The sequence below is a fragment of the Thalassobacillus devorans genome (genome assembly GCF_900176565.1).
GTDB classification, from domain to species: domain Bacteria; phylum Bacillota; class Bacilli; order Bacillales; family Halobacillaceae; genus Thalassobacillus; species Thalassobacillus devorans_A.
The window spans coordinates 574,764-592,681 of the sequence record NZ_FXEH01000006.1 but is presented as its reverse complement, the minus strand read 5'-3'; the positions used below and the strand labels follow the sequence as shown (position 1 = coordinate 592,681).

General features: G+C 45.1%; 16 protein-coding genes. 4 read left to right on the top strand and 12 right to left on the bottom strand.

The features are described from left to right. Positions 1-125: 125 nt before the first annotated feature. The 11 genes from B9Y67_RS13825 to B9Y67_RS13775 form a co-directional block, all read right to left on the bottom strand. The gene (locus B9Y67_RS13825; protein ID WP_085507372.1) at positions 126-1,586 is read right to left on the bottom strand and encodes an IS1182 family transposase; all 1,461 of its coding nucleotides are present in this window, start codon (positions 1,584-1,586) and stop codon (positions 126-128) included. 646 nt (positions 1,587-2,232) lie between these two features. After that, on the bottom strand, positions 2,233-2,808 hold the full coding sequence (locus tag B9Y67_RS13820; protein WP_085509192.1) for a YdeI/OmpD-associated family protein: 576 nt from the start codon (positions 2,806-2,808) through the stop codon (positions 2,233-2,235). A 255-nt stretch (positions 2,809-3,063) separates the two neighbouring features. Further along, positions 3,064-3,840 (bottom strand): endonuclease/exonuclease/phosphatase family protein, encoded by a 777-nt coding sequence (locus B9Y67_RS13815; protein ID WP_085507370.1) that lies wholly within the window; start codon positions 3,838-3,840, stop codon positions 3,064-3,066. A gap of 326 nt (positions 3,841-4,166) precedes the next feature. Further along, positions 4,167-4,673 carry an SRPBCC family protein gene (locus tag B9Y67_RS13810; protein ID WP_254901808.1) on the bottom strand — a complete coding sequence of 169 codons (507 nt, stop codon included), beginning with the start codon at positions 4,671-4,673 and terminating at the stop codon, positions 4,167-4,169. A 302-nt stretch (positions 4,674-4,975) separates the two neighbouring features. Next, entirely contained in the window at positions 4,976-5,236 is a 261-nt protein-coding gene (locus tag B9Y67_RS13805; protein WP_085507367.1) for a hypothetical protein, read from the bottom strand. Positions 5,237-5,290: 54 nt separating this feature from the next. Continuing rightward, positions 5,291-5,791, bottom strand: a complete 501-nt coding sequence (locus B9Y67_RS13800) for a hypothetical protein (RefSeq protein WP_254901807.1) — start codon at positions 5,789-5,791, stop codon at positions 5,291-5,293. 152 nt (positions 5,792-5,943) lie between these two features. Further along, positions 5,944-6,561 carry an FMN-binding negative transcriptional regulator gene (locus B9Y67_RS13795; protein WP_085507362.1) on the bottom strand — a complete coding sequence of 206 codons (618 nt, stop codon included), beginning with the start codon at positions 6,559-6,561 and terminating at the stop codon, positions 5,944-5,946. Positions 6,562-6,576: 15 nt separating this feature from the next. Next, the gene (locus B9Y67_RS13790; RefSeq protein ID WP_085507360.1) at positions 6,577-7,092 is read right to left on the bottom strand and encodes a spermidine/spermine N(1)-acetyltransferase; all 516 of its coding nucleotides are present in this window, start codon (positions 7,090-7,092) and stop codon (positions 6,577-6,579) included. Positions 7,093-7,116: 24 nt separating this feature from the next. Beyond that, entirely contained in the window at positions 7,117-7,569 is a 453-nt protein-coding gene (locus B9Y67_RS13785) for a MarR family winged helix-turn-helix transcriptional regulator (RefSeq protein WP_085507358.1), read from the bottom strand. A gap of 136 nt (positions 7,570-7,705) precedes the next feature. Next, positions 7,706-9,313 (bottom strand): catalase, encoded by a 1,608-nt coding sequence (locus tag B9Y67_RS13780; RefSeq protein ID WP_254901860.1) that lies wholly within the window; start codon positions 9,311-9,313, stop codon positions 7,706-7,708. Between the two features lie 139 nt (positions 9,314-9,452). Next, a complete protein-coding gene (locus tag B9Y67_RS13775; RefSeq protein WP_085507354.1) occupies positions 9,453-10,664 on the bottom strand; it encodes a Bcr/CflA family efflux MFS transporter in 1,212 nt (403 codons plus the stop codon). 168 nt (positions 10,665-10,832) lie between these two features. Between B9Y67_RS13775 and B9Y67_RS13770 the strand changes: the two genes are divergently transcribed. Together B9Y67_RS13770 and B9Y67_RS13765 are read left to right on the top strand one after the other, a co-directional pair. Beyond that, on the top strand, positions 10,833-11,552 hold the full coding sequence (locus B9Y67_RS13770) for a vanadium-dependent haloperoxidase (RefSeq protein WP_085507352.1): 720 nt from the start codon (positions 10,833-10,835) through the stop codon (positions 11,550-11,552). A gap of 291 nt (positions 11,553-11,843) precedes the next feature. Beyond that, a complete protein-coding gene (locus B9Y67_RS13765; RefSeq protein WP_085507350.1) occupies positions 11,844-13,286 on the top strand; it encodes an MDR family MFS transporter in 1,443 nt (480 codons plus the stop codon). Positions 13,287-13,350: 64 nt separating this feature from the next. Here the strand turns inward: B9Y67_RS13765 and B9Y67_RS13760 are convergent, their stop codons facing one another. Continuing rightward, on the bottom strand, positions 13,351-13,860 hold the full coding sequence (locus B9Y67_RS13760) for a hypothetical protein (RefSeq protein ID WP_085507349.1): 510 nt from the start codon (positions 13,858-13,860) through the stop codon (positions 13,351-13,353). 255 nt (positions 13,861-14,115) lie between these two features. Between B9Y67_RS13760 and B9Y67_RS13755 the strand changes: the two genes are divergently transcribed. Continuing rightward, positions 14,116-15,801, top strand: coding sequence for an amidase (locus tag B9Y67_RS13755; RefSeq protein ID WP_085507347.1), 1,686 nt, complete (start codon positions 14,116-14,118; stop codon positions 15,799-15,801). 724 nt (positions 15,802-16,525) lie between these two features. Then, positions 16,526-17,881 (top strand): branched-chain amino acid transport system II carrier protein, encoded by a 1,356-nt coding sequence (gene brnQ / locus B9Y67_RS13750; RefSeq protein ID WP_085507346.1) that lies wholly within the window; start codon positions 16,526-16,528, stop codon positions 17,879-17,881. Positions 17,882-17,918: the final 37 nt, after the last annotated feature.

Genomic DNA, 17,918 nt, shown 5'->3' with positions numbered 1-17,918 from the left:
AAGACCAATCCCTCGGGGAGGCCACTGAAGAACTGAAGATCTTTGAAAATTGGAATTTAAAAAAGCGTTCTGTGTGGAAATTAGATTCCACACAGAACGCTTTTTGTTTAATTACAAAAGGTTTGCTACCTCAATTCCTTCATTAGTTTAACGATTCGTTTCACATTAGCTGTGAAAATCGCCATCGCACCTTGCATGCGCATGCCTTCGAGACCCGAAGATGAGGCTACCTCATATCCGTGTCTATGCTTCAATTCGCTATTTTTCGCTTCAATCTTATATCGTTCTTTCGCCCTTTCTTTAAAGGTATCGCTGTTTTGAAAGGTGAGTTGATCGATATGTTCTTCTGATTTTAGGCTGACTGAATAACTTTTGGTTTTGGCACCAGGTTTATAACACCCTTCCTGAAGGGGGCAGCGTTTACACTTTTCGACATCAAAATAGTGGGTTTCTACCTGATTTGTTGATTGACCCTTTTTGCCCTGACGGGCTTTTCGAAAAGCCATATGACCAGCCGGACAGACGTACAAGCCAGCGTCTTTATTAAATTCAAACTCTTCTTCATTCTTACGATATCCATGAGAAACCGAAGGGTTCAATTTGGAAATGAGTTCAATTTCCTTTTCTTTCGTATAGTTGATATTTTCCTTTGCCGAATAAGCAGTATCTCCAATGACTTCCTTCACTTCTAATCCAGCTTCCTGGCTTTTCTTCACTAACTCAGGTAGTTGCTTTCCGTCCGTTTTTTCTCCGGTAGTCACTGTGGCCGCCGTAATGATGCGTTCCTGAGACATGCCTAGATGCGTCTTATACCCAAAGAAAGCAGAGTCAGCTGATTTATGCCCCAAACGGGCATCAGGATCTTGGGATTCCTGCATTTCCAGTTGGTCATCTGTAATCGTCTCTTTAAGTAAATTCAATGGTTCTTTGATTTTGGGTATAAAGACGAGCTTTGGTTCCTTTTCTATGACTTCGACAAGACGTTCCGAATAGTCCAGCTCAGCTTCAAGCGTATCTTCGGTTGGTTTTTCAGGAAACTTTTTCTTCATCGATTCATCGACTGAATAAATCATTTTACGGACGTTTTTGGAACGGTTGCGCAATACTTCTTGAGGAGATGTTTGATTGTATCGAGCCCTGGTGTGCGTCGCATCAAGGATGAGAGACTTCGATTGAATCAAACCTTTTTCAAGAGCGACCTCCACGGTTTTTCCAATCAGGAGATCTAAAAGGTTTGTGTCTTTCAGACGTTTGCGACGGAAGTAAGCTAATAAACTGGGATCAATGACGTCATCTTCTGGAGCCATTTCGAGGAAGTATTTGAAGGACATGTCAACCTGAGCTCGTTCCACGAGATCCACGTCAGACAACGTATAGATGGTTTTAAGAAGGAGGTATTTGAACATACGAATGGGATGAACAGCGTTCCGTCCATTGTCATGACAGTATTTGTCCTTCAGTTCGTCATAAACAAAGGAAAAGTCTATAAGCTCATTGATTTCCCGAAGAAGATGGTCCTTAGGGACCACCATATCGTATAGCCCATCGTACTGGCTTAAATTCATGGATAACTGACAGTCTAACATCGAACCCCTCACTTTTATGTATTACTTTCATTGTACAAGAAAAAAAGAGTGACTTTCTTTTATAAATCAAAGAAAATCACTCTTTTTTGTTATACCTCTGTTGATTCCACGATGAGCGTTCTGTGGTGACGCCTGCGGGAACAGCGCGAGCCGAAGATCCACTTGGTCAAGTGATTTTCTTGACCAAGTTAGCTGAGGCCGTGCCCGCGGCAAGCATCCACCGATAAGCGATTCGTGAGAATCAACAACAAACGTTGACAGACCCTTTAGGTTATAAAGGACTTTTTCAGTGGCCTCCCCTCGGGTTGGTCTTTTTTATTGGGGGCGTCAGCACCTTTGCGGACAGGATTACAGCCTTTTTCCCTAAAGTTGTCCTCATGAATACCACTTCCGGACACGAGAAGTGCTTTTTTCACTTAATCCTGTCCACATAATGACTGTTAGCTATGTTTTCCCTCTTCTCCACAGTCTTTAGAGATCTTATAAAGATCGTCCCAGATCCACATCCGCTACGCAGCGGTCCTAACCCACTCTATCATGACCGCCAGCCACGCATCCCTGCTGCTAAGTGGTCTTTATAACCTGTTTAAGAACCGCCCGCTCGAAAGCTCACCCTGCTAATAGTCATCACCAATAGCCGGTCCCCCTACTTATCATTCAAACCTTTTCCAGCCAAAATATGCGGGGTGTATTTTTCAATTCGTGACGTGCGCGTCTCAGACTTTTTAGCTTTGGAAAAATAAAGAATATAAGCGCGTTGCCGTCCCGGTGTCAAACCTTCAAAAGCAGACTTCAATGCAGCGTTTTCCTCGAATTTCTGCTGAAGCTCGTCTGGAATATCCATCGTCTTATCCACTTTCACTTCCAAACCGGCTTTCTCCACTTCCATCGCTTCCAATATATATTGTTTCAAAACGGCTTCCAATTCAACGATTTCCTTGACGTTGGTAAAACGAATTTGCCGACCAGCCTGGACATTCTCCGTCTGTTGGATTAGTATCCCATGCTTGTCCTTTAATAAGGCACCTTTAAAAAACAGAAACGCACAGTACTCCTTAAAACCATGAATTAACACGATATTCTTGCCCTCTAGCGTATAGCAGGGATTCCTCCACTTCACTTCTTCGGTCAGTCCACATTCAAGAGCGATTTCCCTCATCTGCTCGAATTCTTCTTGCCATTTTTCAGTATGACGAAGCAATTCATCAACCTTCGGATTCATATATACGTCCGCCTCACTTTCCGAATTTTCTTCTTTACTTGAATATACTTCAATGGGGAATGATTTTACATGTCCACTTTTCACACCTGTAAAGACATTCTATAAAGAGTTCTAACTCTCCTGCAGTGTTTTAACATGAATAAACTATAATCATGTTAAGAGATGTAATCTCCTTAAATATATCATCCCGCAGTTTGTCCAAATTAAAAAAACTCTCCGCTTTCGAAGAGTCTCTGATTTATTATTCCACTGTTTTCAATCCAAAGTCGAGGTAAGCAGGAGGTTACCGGACGAGAAGGATTCTCCTCTGTTTCTGTCAGTAAAAAAGTAATCCATTCTATTCTCCGGATCAGATAAGGAATACGTGTAGGTTTCCATTTCCTTAACATTCGCAAGATCATTCCCTGCCAATTCATTTTCGGAACCGTAGCCAGACTGGTCCAAATCCCCCATGACAATGCTCGGACCTTCGGAATCGGCCGCAAATTTTTTGATTTCATTCATTTGCTGTGTCTGATTTTTTGTTTGTTGGGTGTCGAAAAGGCGGACCTGTATGCCATTGACATTAATAATTGCTTCAATCAGATCATCCTTCATGGTACTGTTATCCGTATGTGGAGCGGTGTGATTAACGGCATCGATAATTGGGTGCTTGCTTAATATGGCTGTATCGTTTCGACCGCTGTCACTATCACCCGTTGCTGTTTGGGAAGCAAGCTGTTCTCTACTGATATAGGACATACCCAGCCGCTCCGCGAGCATTGTGGTCTGGCGCTGGAAATCAGTAGGCTCAGAGGATTCCAGCTTCCTGACACGGATGACATCCGCCCCTGCTTCCTCTATTTCTTCCGCCATCCGTTCCACATCCCTGACTCCTTCTTTTTCTGCATTAGAAAAATCATAACTCATCACCTTGACATCGACCGGCGCAGGTTCAGGTACACTTTTCTCTTTTTCATGTGGTTCGCTTTTAAAATCAGGAAAATAGATAAAAAACAGGACAGTAAGCAATACAAGCAACAGCTTTTTCATCTTGCCACCCCTTTTATCATTGATGTCACTTTCAATATACACAATGAAGGTAAACGACATATTTAGGAATCATTATTCTTGTGTAAAATTTATCTAGATTGTGCCGCCCATATTCTTTACTTCTGAAATTTTAAAGAATCCTTATTCAAAATTTACACCTTTAACATGAATTGTAACAATTTCTTTAAACAGTACGGTCAATGCGACATCTTCTCCCTACAATTGAAAAAAATACAACTGTACACAAGCAGCACATAAAATAAACGTTTACGTAGACATCTACGTAAACGTTATTTTAATGGGTTCACTACCTTAATCCTTTTCTGTCAAACTATCGTTACTAGCTGTGCCTCAAGACGATCCAGGTTCTGTTCGTTAGCCTCAGGAACGAATCTACTCACCTTTTTGCATTCAGCAGTTGATTCGAACAGCATGTGCCAGGTAAGCAACGTCTTGTCTTCCTGCTCGGTGAAGGTGATCGTCAATAAAAATTCGTGATTTGGTTCAAGATGACGGAGTACAATTCGCTCTGACTTCTCTAACTCAACAAAGACACTTTTATTCTCGTATTCTTTTCCATCTGGGCCATGCATCGTGAAACGCCATAGACCATTGTCGCTCCAATCAAATTCATGGAACGTGTTGGTAAATCCCTTCGGCCCCCACCATTGCGACAGGTACTCCGGATTACGAAATGCTTCGTATACCTGTTCCTTATTTGCATGAAAGAGACGTGTCGTGACTATTTCACGTTCTGAACTAGATTCTTCAGATATATCTAAAGAATCCTTTGACATTTCTTCTAGTGGTGCTAAGTTCTTACGCTTTCCCATCTGTCATTACTCCTTTCACTCTTTTATTCAATGAAAGGTCCATGTATACCCTTCTTATTGAGCTTCTGTCCAATCCGATTTTTTAGATTGTATCACTTAGGCATGATAAATATTTCTTCTCGATTGCGCAAAACTCTTTTATTAAAAAATCTATTAAAAAAGGCACAATCCCTGGTTATAGTTGCGCCTTAGTTGATGACTTATGACAGCAGTCATATACATTCTATATTTCTATTGTGTGGGGGTATGACAATAATTTATAAATAAGGCTATATGTATTTTATCAGCATACTGACAGTTATTCAGTCTAGTAATAGCCAGGCGATAAGAAACATCGTCGCACCGATAAACTCTATTCCTACCCGCTTCATCGACTCCTTACGTAACAAATAATAGCCAGCCCGGACGTAGAATGTGAGGGAAGCTGCAAGTAAAATACCAATCCCGGAATGAATAGGCGCGAAGAGTACGAGCAAGAAGAATAAACCGTCGAACCAAGTAAAATCAGGAGTTTTTGCGTAAGGATCATCTAGTATCGGATGCTTTTCACTTTCATCTGTCATACTCCCATCCCCCTGCTTCCGTTAGTTTGGATTTCCAACACAGGTCTCTTACGATTAAGTTCCGTGATGGTAGTTATCTCCTACGGGCACCTCTTGTCCCTTTAACTTTTTAATTCTGACCATTTCCCCCACATTAGAGCCTATCCAGGCCCCGATAAATGGGATAGCATCGAGCGGAAAGTCTACCCTTGCAGTAGTAAGATCCACTACCAATACAAAAAAAGTAACACCAACACTTAATGCTGAGACAAAAATGGTCTCTGCCATATTTCTTCTCTTCCAGCGCTTTTCTCCCTGATAATCTCGATCAAAATCATGGACACGTCTGCTTGCCTTTGAACCAATTTCCTTTCCCGTCATCAGGGTATACAACATTTTCACTGTAATGATCCAAATAAGAACGCAATAGATTCCAAACAGGACGGGGATCGACCCTCCGTTCTCTACATAAAAGACAGAAAGAACCAAAATTAATAGCATGAAGAGATTGTGATAGACTAATCGTCTCTTTTTTAAACGTTTTACTTCCTGGATATCCCATTCCGTTATTTCCACCCAATCCCCCCAATAACTGATGATCATCTTCCAATATATACTAAAAACATCATAACATAATGAATGAAAGTTTCTATTCCATCCAGCAAAAAAAGCTGGCCTGGAAGAAATCCAGACCAGTTTTATAGACAGCGTTCTACAAAGCAGCCGCGTTAATCGCCTTTCTGCCTATTCGCTTTCATTGCTTCTGCCAATTGTTGAGAGTTTAAGTCATCTGCCTGACTCAATTGTTCCACGATATTTTCATAGTCCACTTCCGGGCGAGTTTGACTCAATTTATAAGCAGCTTGAACGTCTTCCACTTTCACTTTGAACCCCACGATACCTTTAATTTGTTTTTTAGCCTGCGGGGAAAGTTTTTCCCATAAAATAGGATTTTTGCGGTGGCTCTCATAATTTTGTAAAAGGCGGCTAAGGTCGTCTTTTAGTTCCTGCTCTTCCATAATCGTAGCAGTTCCATACACATGAACAGCCTGGTAGTTCCATGTCGGCACGTCTTCTGTCTGGTACCACGAAGATGATATGTAAGCATGCGGTCCCTGAAACATAACCAGAACAGGGGCATCACCGAACGTTTGCCATTGGGGGTTGCGGTAAGCCAAATGGCCGGTCAAGTAATAATCATCTCCACGTTTAACCAGCTCCAAAGGCAAATGCGTCGCCAGCGGTTTACCTTCATGGGTCGTTACAAGGGTTGCAAAGGAGTGCTTCTCTATAAAATCCCTTATTTCTTCAAAATCTGTGATTTCATAATGCTTTGGTATGTACATAAAATCCACCTTTCATCAGAGTTTCTTGGTCATAATCAAATCCGTCTGCTTTTCATCACCCATATAAAAAGAATGAGCTCCTGTCTGTACAAACCCCATTTTCTCGTAAAAAGCAATTGCGTTTTCGTTTTTCTCCCAAACACCAAGCCAGATTTTCTGTTTTTTGTGGTCCCTTGCTAATTTGATAGCTTTATCCAGCAGACGCTTACCAAGTCCGTGTTTTTGAAATTTATTTTTGATATAAATCCGCTCTATTTCCATGGCGTCCTTCCCCATATCTTCCGTCTGCGCCTCACCGACATTCACCTTTAAATAACCAGCGACTTCCCCATCAAATTTAATAAGAAAAAAGCGCGAGGAAGCATTGGATAATTCTTTTTCTAATTGATGCAAGGTAAACGCCTTATCGAGATAGGCATCCATATTTTCCGGTGAATTCTGGTGTTCAAATGTCTCTCTAAAAGTTTCATAACCGACCTCTCGAAGCCGACATGCATCATCAATCGTACACTTGCTTATCGTTACCTCCATGTTCCATTGCCCCACTTTCTATCATTAATAGTTTCTCCTGTTTCCCTTTTTCACAAATTCCCAGTCTTTCTCAATATTCTTTCTCACTCGTTGCAGCAGCTGGTGGATGGTTTCCGCTTCTGTTTCGGAAAAACCCGCTAACGCTACACTATTGGAATAGTCATTCTCCCGTTTGATAAAAAGCGAAACGTGTTCACCTTTCTCGGTCGGATAGATTTTCCTGATTTTTTTATTATCCGGATCTTCCTTCTTCTCAATAAAACCATTCGCCTCCAGGTTTTTAATGGCACGAGCTGCTGTCGTGCGATCCACTTTGATCATCTCGGCTAACTTCTCCTGAATGATTCCCGGATTTTCAACGATTCGCACCAGATACAAATACTGTCCTTTCGTCAGATCATATTCTTTAAATTCGATATTACTGATCGAATCCAACGCCCGTGCAATCATGCCAATTTCCCGCAAAATTTCCGTCATAATAAACTCCTCACCACTTTTGTTGTAAATGCAATAAAATATTATGTACAGTCTACCTCATTATTGTTGCATTTGCAATAATATATTCATAAAAAAAACTGTCCATCAGATCACTCTGACAGACAGCCCTCACGGGTTAATAAGGATCAGCCTCGTGACTTGTCTCCACCGCTTGTTCTACTGCCTGGTGCTGCGCGGTAGATCCACGACCGTACTTAGATTCACCAGACTTGCGGCCCGGAACTTTATGCTCTTCCTGCATCTCCTGCATTTCTTTCATTTTTGCTTCGATTCCTTCCTTCACACGGCTGCCATAGTCTTCATCGGCTTGGGTAAAGTGATCGATCATCGCATCGCGAATTCTTTGGTCGCAAATCGCGAGGGCATTCGAAAGGTTTTTGATTAATTCCTCGCGCTCCCAATCTTCAAAGCTGCGGTATGTGTGACCAGCCTGACCATAGTTATTCGGCCGGTCAATTGGCTCACTCATCGCTGCCGCATGGTACGTAGGCTCGTGAGACGGCGTTTTCGAACCGTCTGCTTCCTTAAAACCACCGACCATGGAAGGTTCATAGTTGATATGCGGATTGTCTCCGGACTCTCTCGGGTCACGGGTATCCATTTGACCGCGCTGCTGATTGGTCCGAACACCTGTTTTCGGAGCATTGACCGGCAGTTTCAAATAATTCGCACCGATACGATAGCGCTGCGTATCAGAGTACGAGAAGGTACGCCCCTGGAGCATCTTATCATCGGAAAAATCCATTCCATCAACGAGAACCCCGGTACCGAATGCCGCCTGTTCAATCTCCGCATGGAAGTCCTCCGGATTACGGTCCAGCACCATCCTGCCGACCGGGTGCCACGGGAATTTGTCCTCGGGCCAAAGCTTCGTATCATCCAGCGGATCGAAATCCAATTCCGGATGATAATCATCCTCCATGATCTGGACAAACAACTCCCATTCCGGATATTCCCCGCGCTCAATCGCTTCATATAAATCCTGGGTCGCATGACTGACGTTTTTGGCCTGAATCATGTCTGCCTCTTCCTGTGTCAAGTTACGGATTCCCTGTTTCGGCTCCCAGTGATACTTCACCAGCACAGCCTCGCCTTTGTCATTCACCCATTTATACGTATTCACCCCGGAGCCCTGCATATGGCGATAAGTAGCAGGTATCCCCCATGGCGAAAATAAAAACGTAATCATATGAGTAGCTTCAGGCGTCCGGGAAACGAAGTCGAACATCCGCTCCGGACTTTTGATATTTGATGCCGGGTCCGCTTTAAAGGCATGAATCATATCTGGAAACTTCATTGCATCACGGATAAAGAAGATCTTCAAATTGTTTCCGACCAGGTCCCAGTTGCCGTCTTCGGTATACATTTTCACTGCAAACCCTCTAGGGTCCCGATCCGTTTCCGGAGCATCCTTCGCTCCTGCTACTGTAGAAAAACGAACCATGAGCGGTGTTTTCTTACCGGCACCTGAAAATACTTTCGCACGCGTATATTTCTCTACCGGCTCATCTCCGACTTTCCCATACGTCTCAAAATATCCGAATGCACCAGAACCCCGTGCGTGCACAATTCGCTCCGGCACCTCTTCCCGGTCAAAATGGGAAATCTTTTCGATAAAATGGTAGTTCTCAAGTGTGGCCGGGCCGCGATTCCCAATCGTACGGATGTTTTGATTATCCGTCACAGGGCGTCCCTGCCGCGTCGTTAACGTCTCCCGCTCCATGTTTTTATCGTCAGACTCATGGTTATTTTTGCTGTTGTCCAAAAAGAAAACCTCCTTCACATAATCTGCCATTAGCTTTTCTTGAAACGGAAAATTTATGCAGGGGAAGGAGGTTTACTTCCTAGTAATAAAATACAGTCTATTGCGTTTGTGACACTTGATTCTTCTTCGTCATTGTAAAAAACACCACAGATCCGATCGATGCGGTAATGAATAACGTTGCCCCCATCGGTACAGCGGTTGATTCATTCAAACCGACAAGCGGAGAAACAAGCGAGCCGAATAATAACGGCAGCATGCCTAACACGGCACTGGCACTCCCGGCGCGGTGACCCTGATGCTCCATCGCGAGCGTAAACGTACTCGTAAGCACCATCCCCATCGCCGTCATATATATGAAAATCGGGATAACCAGCGAAGCCAGCGGACCCTCGATAATGGTCATCGTCAGGAGAAACGCCGTGGCAGTCACCGCAATGATGACAGCCGTGCGAAGCAGACTCCGTTCGTGAATGATTCCGCCGAGGCGCCCGATAATCGCACTGCCGGAAATGATCGCAAGACCGTTAATCCCAAATAGTACACTGAACACCTGCGGGGAAACCTCGTAGATTCCCTGGTATACAAACGGCGTCCCCGATACATAAGCGAAGCTTCCTCCATGAACAAACCCGATCGTCAGCGCATACCCGATAAAAGAACGATCCTTCAGCAGCTTGCCAATCGTGCGGATCGTTTCCCCGAGCTTGCTTGGAATCCGTCTTTCTTTCGGCAGCGTTTCCGGTAATTTGATGTACATCGTAAGGACAATCACCAGTCCCACTAAAAATAAGAAATAAAAAATCGTGCTCCAGGTGGCGAAGGGCAGCATCAGGATCGCTCCCCCGGTCATCGGCGCAATCATCGGAGCCGTCGCATTGATTACCATCAGGAGGGCGAAAAATTTCGTCAGATCCCTTCCGTCGAAAACATCCCGTACTACGGCACGGGACAGCACCACACCTGCTGAAGCAGTAAACCCTTGTAAAAAGCGGGCCACGACGAATACGTAAATATTCGGTGCCAGGGCACATAACAAGGAGGCGAGGGCAAAAAGAAAGATAAAAACGAGAAGCGGACGCCTCCTCCCCAGCGAATCACTGATCGGCCCGACGACAATCTGCCCGACCGCAAGACCAATGAGACACGTCGTCAGACTCAGCTGCACAAACGATGCTGTCGTTCCAAAGTCTTCCGCTATTCCAGGGAAACTCGGTAAATACATATCAATGTTCAGCGGTCCTAATATTCCCAGCATGCCAAGCAAAAACGCCAGACCGATGCGCTCTTTTCCTGTTGGATTATGTAACATGAACCTCAAACACCCTTTTTTTAACATGATTAAACTATGATTCTACTCCTATGAAAAAAAGAATGCCAGCAAAAAGTCTGTTGGTATTCTTTTCTGACCCGTGTTCTTATTCCCTGCACTTCCACATATATTTTTACGCAATAAGTAGAAATGTTAGGGGCTGAAACAATGAGAACTGCCTACAGAAGATGGTCAGCGTACCCATATCAAGGCGAGCAAAATCCCCCGACCCCTTTTCCTGCAGCAGCATCCTATCCTATGTTTTTCATTACCAGAGGAGTAAACAATTCCTTCCTGGACCCTTTGGGGCAGCCGATCAGGTGGAAAATCAAGGATCCATCCAGTGTGGATTGGGAGAGCGAGTTATTGATCGTGGAACAAACATTATCCCGCCTGACGTCACAGCAAATGCAGATCGCAAACTATTGGGCCAACGCCGAAACAACAGAGAACATGACCCCGATCATCTTTCAACTAGCAAAAAAATACAAGCTCGGATCCCCCTTAGTCGCCAGAATCCTTGCTTATTTTCATGCCGGGATTAATGATGCCTTTGTTATTTCCTGGTATCTCAAATACCTTTGGGATGTAGCGCGACCCAATCAATACGGCCGGAACATCCATCCGATTTTGCCTACACCACGCTTTCCCGCCTACCCTTCTGCTCATGCCACGGTTGCTGGATGCGGAGATGCAATCTTACGTTCTATTTTCCCAGCAGACGCAACGGATATAAAAACCATCATGGAACAGTGCGCGATGTCACGGCTGTATGCCGGCGTCCATTTCAAGGTGGATAATGATGAAGGATTACGGTTAGGCAGACAAATCGGGGAAATGGTGGTAGAAGTGTTGAAAAGAGAAAACTCTGCGATGAATCGTTTCTAAGCAGCCCAACTTTTTTAAAATAGAGTTGACAGGGAAACTTCTAACAGATATCTTCTGCCCCTAACGCCAACGTTTTTTTAACTAACGCTGCCATGTTCTCCCCTTAAGGAACAGCACTAACTTTCTCCCTATACTGTTTTAGCAATACAAGAGAAATTTTCTATATTCTCTCATGCTATACTTTTATAGGGACCACCAGATTCTACTCGCAGTATTAAAATACTTGCCATCAACTAGAAAATGGTGGATTATAATGAAGTGTTTATTTTAGAAATAGTTACGGGGGATACCATGGAATCACAAATAAATAGAAAGATTATACTAGTTACATTTATGATCGGGGCGTTTTTTGCCGTGTTAAATGAAACATTGCTGAACATCGCGCTGACAGAATTAATGGAAGTATTCCAGCTTAAAGCACCAACGGTCCAGTGGATGGCGACCGGCTTCATGCTCGTGATGGGCGTCCTGATGCCGATTTCAGCCCTGCTAATCCAGTGGTTTACGACCAGACAGATGTTCATCGGCGTCATGACCACCTTTCTGACCGGGACCATCATCGCGGCCGCCGCCATTAATTTTCCCATGCTCCTTACAGGCCGGATGATCCAGGCCGTCGGAACGGGCTTGTTGATTCCAGTCATCATGAACGCCATGTTATTGCTTTACCCTCCGGAAGTCCGGGGGAAAATCATGGGGACATTCGGTCTCGTTATCATGTTCGCGCCGGCAATCGGACCAACACTATCCGGTGTCATCGTGGATTTACTAGGCTGGCGCTGGCTGTTTATTACTGTTATCCCGTTTGCCACCTTTTCCATCGTTTTTGCATGGAAATACTTACAGAACGTCGGAGAAATCACGCGACCGAAAGCCGATGTGCTGTCAATCGTGTTGTCATCGATTGGCATCGGTGGGATCGTGTATGGTTTCAGCAGTGCCGGAGAAAGCGGGGAAGGTTTTTCCTCCCTTCCCATCATGGTGATCATCGCCATCAGTCTGATTAGCATGATCTGGTTTGTGTTTCGCCAGTTGAAACTTGAGGAGCCATTACTGGATGTCCGGGTTTTCACCTATAAAAGTTACGCAAGGGGCATCACGATTTTCGTCATTGTCATCATGGCCATGTTCGCGTCAGAAATCGTCATGCCGATGTACCTGCAGGGACCGCTCGGGTTTTCGGCAAAAATGGCAGGACTCCTGCTGCTCCCCGGGGCATTATTGAACGGCCTTATGTCGCCAGTGATGGGATCGCTATTCGATAAATTCGGCCCGAGAAAACTGATTATTCCAGGCAGTCTCGTCTTAGTCGGCGTGATGATTTTCTTCAGCAACTTGAACCCATCCGTACCAATCTGGATGTTTATCATTGCTTATGTAGCTTTGATGCTTTCGGTCTCAGCGATTCTGATGCCATCACAGACGAACGCCCTGAACGAATTGCCGAAGCATCTGTACCCGCACGGAACCGCCATCGCCAACACGCTCCAGCCAATCGGCGGCGCACTCGGTGTATCGGTGTTTGTCAGCATCATGACCCAGGGACAGAACAGCTACCTGACCTCCCAGAGCGGGCCGGTAACGGAGGAAGTAGCCAACCAGGCGATGACCGCCGGTGTCCATCACGCCTACTGGTTCGCACTCGCACTGACCATCGGCGTGTTTGTGACTGCCTTGTTCATTAAAAAAGCAATCGCTCCCGATTTTCATACCGAACATCCAACGCATAAATAATAAGAAAGAGCACCCAGTAGCAGGACGCCTGTCATTGGGTGCTCTTTTTTTATCGCCAGGCTGGTTACCTTCGAGTGCCGTCCGAACGGACACGGGAATGAAACGCAGCATCACTATTTATCGGGATACACTGAATAACATCCTGCCGATCTTCCTCATCCTCTATATCATTCAGCATACGACCTACCTGTTTATCATACCCAGCTTCATTCCTGGTGATTTTCGCAATCTTATATAACGAATGATAGAGTTTTTCCCGTTCCAGACTATGAATATAATCCAATTCCAGGGACCTGATCGTATAAACAGCAAATTCCCAAATAGAATCACAATTATAATGGCGTCTCACTTCCGCTATGGCAAACAATACTTCCAGAATTTCAATGGTAAGGATGACGTTTTTCCGCGCATAATGCCGAATTGAAGCCAGACCAACATAGAGGTAATCTTTAAACGCTAAGTCCCCCTTCTTGTCCGAACTTAACCGCTCTTCGGACAACTTTCCTCGCTTCCGCTCACATCCTGTCCGAACTCCAGCCTCAACCCCTCGCCGTAAACCAATAATTGGAAACAAACTGACTACAAACAGCTTCCTTAAGACCACCTCACCCTTTTTTTATCTTCTAACGGTCTTGGTACACCCGTTAATAACCGTCCGACTTAAAAAGCCGTTCTCCAACGTACCTAACACCCTCCATAAAGACCGCGCGCAGAAAAAACCAATCTTCTCCCGGTTCTTATAGTTACCATCTGCTACTCAAAAACTATTTAATAGCCTATGATTCTATGTTATTCTACCTTTGATAACCAAGGGAGTGACAAGTACCATATGAAAAACATAAGAGCTATAGTCATAACGCTAATTGTGGCAATTGCGGCCACCTTTGCGATTAGTGGGAACTTTACTTCCACTTCTCCGCAGGATGCTTTTGGACATACAAATTCAATCGAACATAAAACCTACCCATACCAGGAAATCGACCTGACCGAACGGCTGGAAGGCGGGAAAGAATTGACCGTCAACGATCTCCGCCAGGGTTATAAAAACGGTGCGTTTACCGTCTCGCAGGTTGTCCAGGCCCACCTGGAGCGCATCGAAGAATTTGAAGATACATACAATGCCTTCACGTTCATCAACGAGCACGCTTTACAGGAAGCAAGTGAAATACAGGACCGTATCAACAAGAAACAGTCTCCCGGCCGACTGGCAGGAGTACCGGTCGTCATCAAGGAAACGGTGGATGTCACCGGTTTCCCTTCCACTTTCGGCTGGGAAGGTTTCAGTAAAGAAGCCGGCGGCATCGAACTCTTGCCACAGGTCGACGCACCAATCGTGCACAAGTTAAAAGAAGAAGGTGCAATCATTCTCGGCAAAACGAACATGCCCGCCTTCAGCATTTCAGCGACCAATGCCAACACCAGCTGGGCAGGAAAAACGTTGAACGTCATCAATCCAGCCTTCGCACCAGGAGGCAGCAGCTCCGGTACAGCCACCGCTGTGTCTGGTAATCTGGCAGTCTTAGGAATTGCCGCAGAAACCGGCGGATCGATTCAGAATCCAGCTGCTTCCCAGGCCCTTATCGGAGTAAAACCAACTTTCGGCCTCGTCTCCAACACAGGAGCCGCTCCGTTTGCTGCAAGCACGAGAGACGTACTCGGCCCGCACGCCAGGACGGTTGCAGACGCAGCAACAATGCTCGATGTTATCGCCGGTACGGATCCCGAAGATCCGAAGACGGAAAAGGCAGATGCCAACCTGCCAGAGGAAGGCTACGCCGCCGGCTTAAGCGAAGATGTCCTGGAAGGAAAACGCATCGGACTCTACGGTCCCGGCTGGCGAGGAGAACCATTATCACAAGAAACACAAGAATTGTATGACCGCGCGATCCAGGAGCTCGAAGCGCAAGGGGCCGAAGTTGTCACCGATCCTTTCGCCGGGTCCGGTTTCGCTGAATATGTAAAAGCCACCGGCAACATCGGTTACGACGCGCTCGTCTACGACATCCAAACCTATCTCAACCGGATGGACCCGGATGGCAGCCTACCGGCAGTATCGGAATTATTCAATCAATCAGAAACAAAACCATGGGCTGCAGGCCAGCCGCTTCAGAACTTTGATGAAACGGAATTACAAAGGAATTTGCAAAAACCGGATCAGCAGCCTGACTTAGACTACTTTTTCGAAGCAAGGGCAAACTTTCAGTCCTACATCAATGAAGTGATGGAAAAGCATGACCTGGACGCCTTCGTCTACCCGCAGATGGCAGCTGAGATCCCGCCACTGGAAGAAGGGATCCACCAGCCGACAGCAGCACCAGAGGTCAATATCAGCGGACAGCCACTCGTCACCGTCCCTGCCGGCTATTACCAAAGCGGAACGCCTTTCTCGCTCGCCTTTTTCGGAAAAATGTGGAGTGAACCAGAACTTCTCGGAATGGCCTATGATTATGAGCAGGCTACCCAATACCGTGAAGTTCCGATATTGGAATCTGACTCAGCAGCCAACACAAAATAAACCCATCACTTAAACAAGAACGAACCGGCTTCAGCTCTATATAAAATAGTGCTGGAGCCGTTTCTACTTTCACATGCATAAAACTCTTATATTTGCTCTTGAGGTAATAATAACCATGGTATAATGACATTATGTAATAGAATAGGTGACTCAAGGGTGGTCGGCAGCATCCCCGACAGAAAGGGGGTGGTGCTGATGACAGTATACGAAGCATTGATCTTCACAGTTGCATTCGCGACTCTGATCATAGCCATATTGTCGTTTGACCAAAAAAAATAATCCACCCTTGAGTTAGAGGCTCAGGTGGATTATCCCGCTTTAGCCGATCCCCCTTGAAGGGAACCGTTCTATTACCGACCGTAGATGTTGGCGCATCTGCGGTCTTTTTTAATATATATAACTTCTTCGTTTATTATACCATAAAATGCCGGATATAAAACATTACATCTGCATACGGTCATAATCTGCGCTATAAAGACCAGCTATCAACAATCTCGCACTTCTGACAATCCTCATAACCTCTTTAATTTGCAGTCCGCAAAACCTTCCTCGATAAAAATCTGCTAAAACTTGTCGCTCAATGGTAATTTATTACATGAATTATTTTACATATAAAAATATTCTGTAATATATTGCATTTTGCATATAGGAGGAGTATGATAGATTTCATTGATATATTGCATATTGCTAATCTACTAAAAAACCATATGAGGAGGAAGACTTCATGAAGGGGAAATTGTCTTTTTCAGCTTACACATCGATCGGCGTCATGCTATTTGCATTATTTTTTGGAGCCGGGAACCTGATCTTTCCGGCACAGCTCGGCCAAAATGCCGGAACCAATCTCTGGCCGTCCGTCATTGGATTTTTAATTACTGGCGTGGGACTACCACTGCTTGGAATTATTGCAATGAGTTTTTCGGGAAGCCGTAACCTGCAGGAGCTTTCCAGCCGTGTACACCCAGTTTATGCCGTGTTTTTCACGTCCCTGCTTTATTTGACCATCGGGCCATTTTTCGCGTCTCCCCGTACCGGGACCGTTGCGTTTGATGTCGGGATCGCACCATATATAAATGAATCATCGCAGCAATTGGGATTATTTATTTTCACCCTGCTATTTTTTGCAATCGTTCTCTTGTTTTCCTTAAAACCTGCCAAACTTGTTGATAATGTTGGAAAGTTTTTGGCACCTGGGTTGGTCGTTCTGCTTGCCGTTCTACTAATAGCGGTCATCACCAATCCAATGGGAGCGATGGAAGCTCCTCAGGAAACTTATACCAATGGAGCTTTCATCACGGGTTTTCTCGAAGGATATAATACAATGGACGCACTGGCATCCTTGGTATTTGGAATTATCGTTATTAACGCGATCCGCTCCATGGGCGTCACCTCCAATACTGAAATCCTAAAAGCAACCGTCAAGGCAGGCAGTATTGCCATCGTGCTGCTTGGAGCGATTTATGTCGGTATCGCCTATTTAGGTGCGACAAGCACACAGGCTTATGGGATTTTTGAAACCGGCGGACCGATCTTAAGTAACGGTGCCTCCCATTATTTCGGGACCTTTGGTTCTGTGCTGCTCGCCATTGCGATCACGTTGGCATGTTTGACAACAGCGATTGGCTTGACGGTAGCCAATGCGGAATACTTTCATACGTTGTTTCCGAAGATTAGTTATAAGACACTGGTTGTCTTCTTTGCTACGATCACCTTTGTGATTGCGAACTTTGGACTGGCTAACATCATCACGTATTCTGTGCCAGTCTTGATGTTCTTGTATCCATTAGCGATCGTCCTAATTCTTTTGACATTCGTGTCTCCATTGTTCAATCATGCCACGATCGTTTATAGTTCAACCATCGCTGTCACATTTTTAATCAGCATCTTCGATGGGCTGAAATCGCTCTGTGAATCACTGGGAATCGAGTATTTCAGCTGGATGCAGCCGATTGTAGGCTTTTACGAACAAACCTTGCCACTATATAACCAGGGGCTTGGATGGCTGTTGCCGGCAATTATCGTCATTGCCCTTACTGGTATCATCAGTCGCTTGCAAAAGGCTCCCGTTCATGCCTCATAAACGAAGTAAAGCCGGCCTCCTCATTACCAGAGGGGCC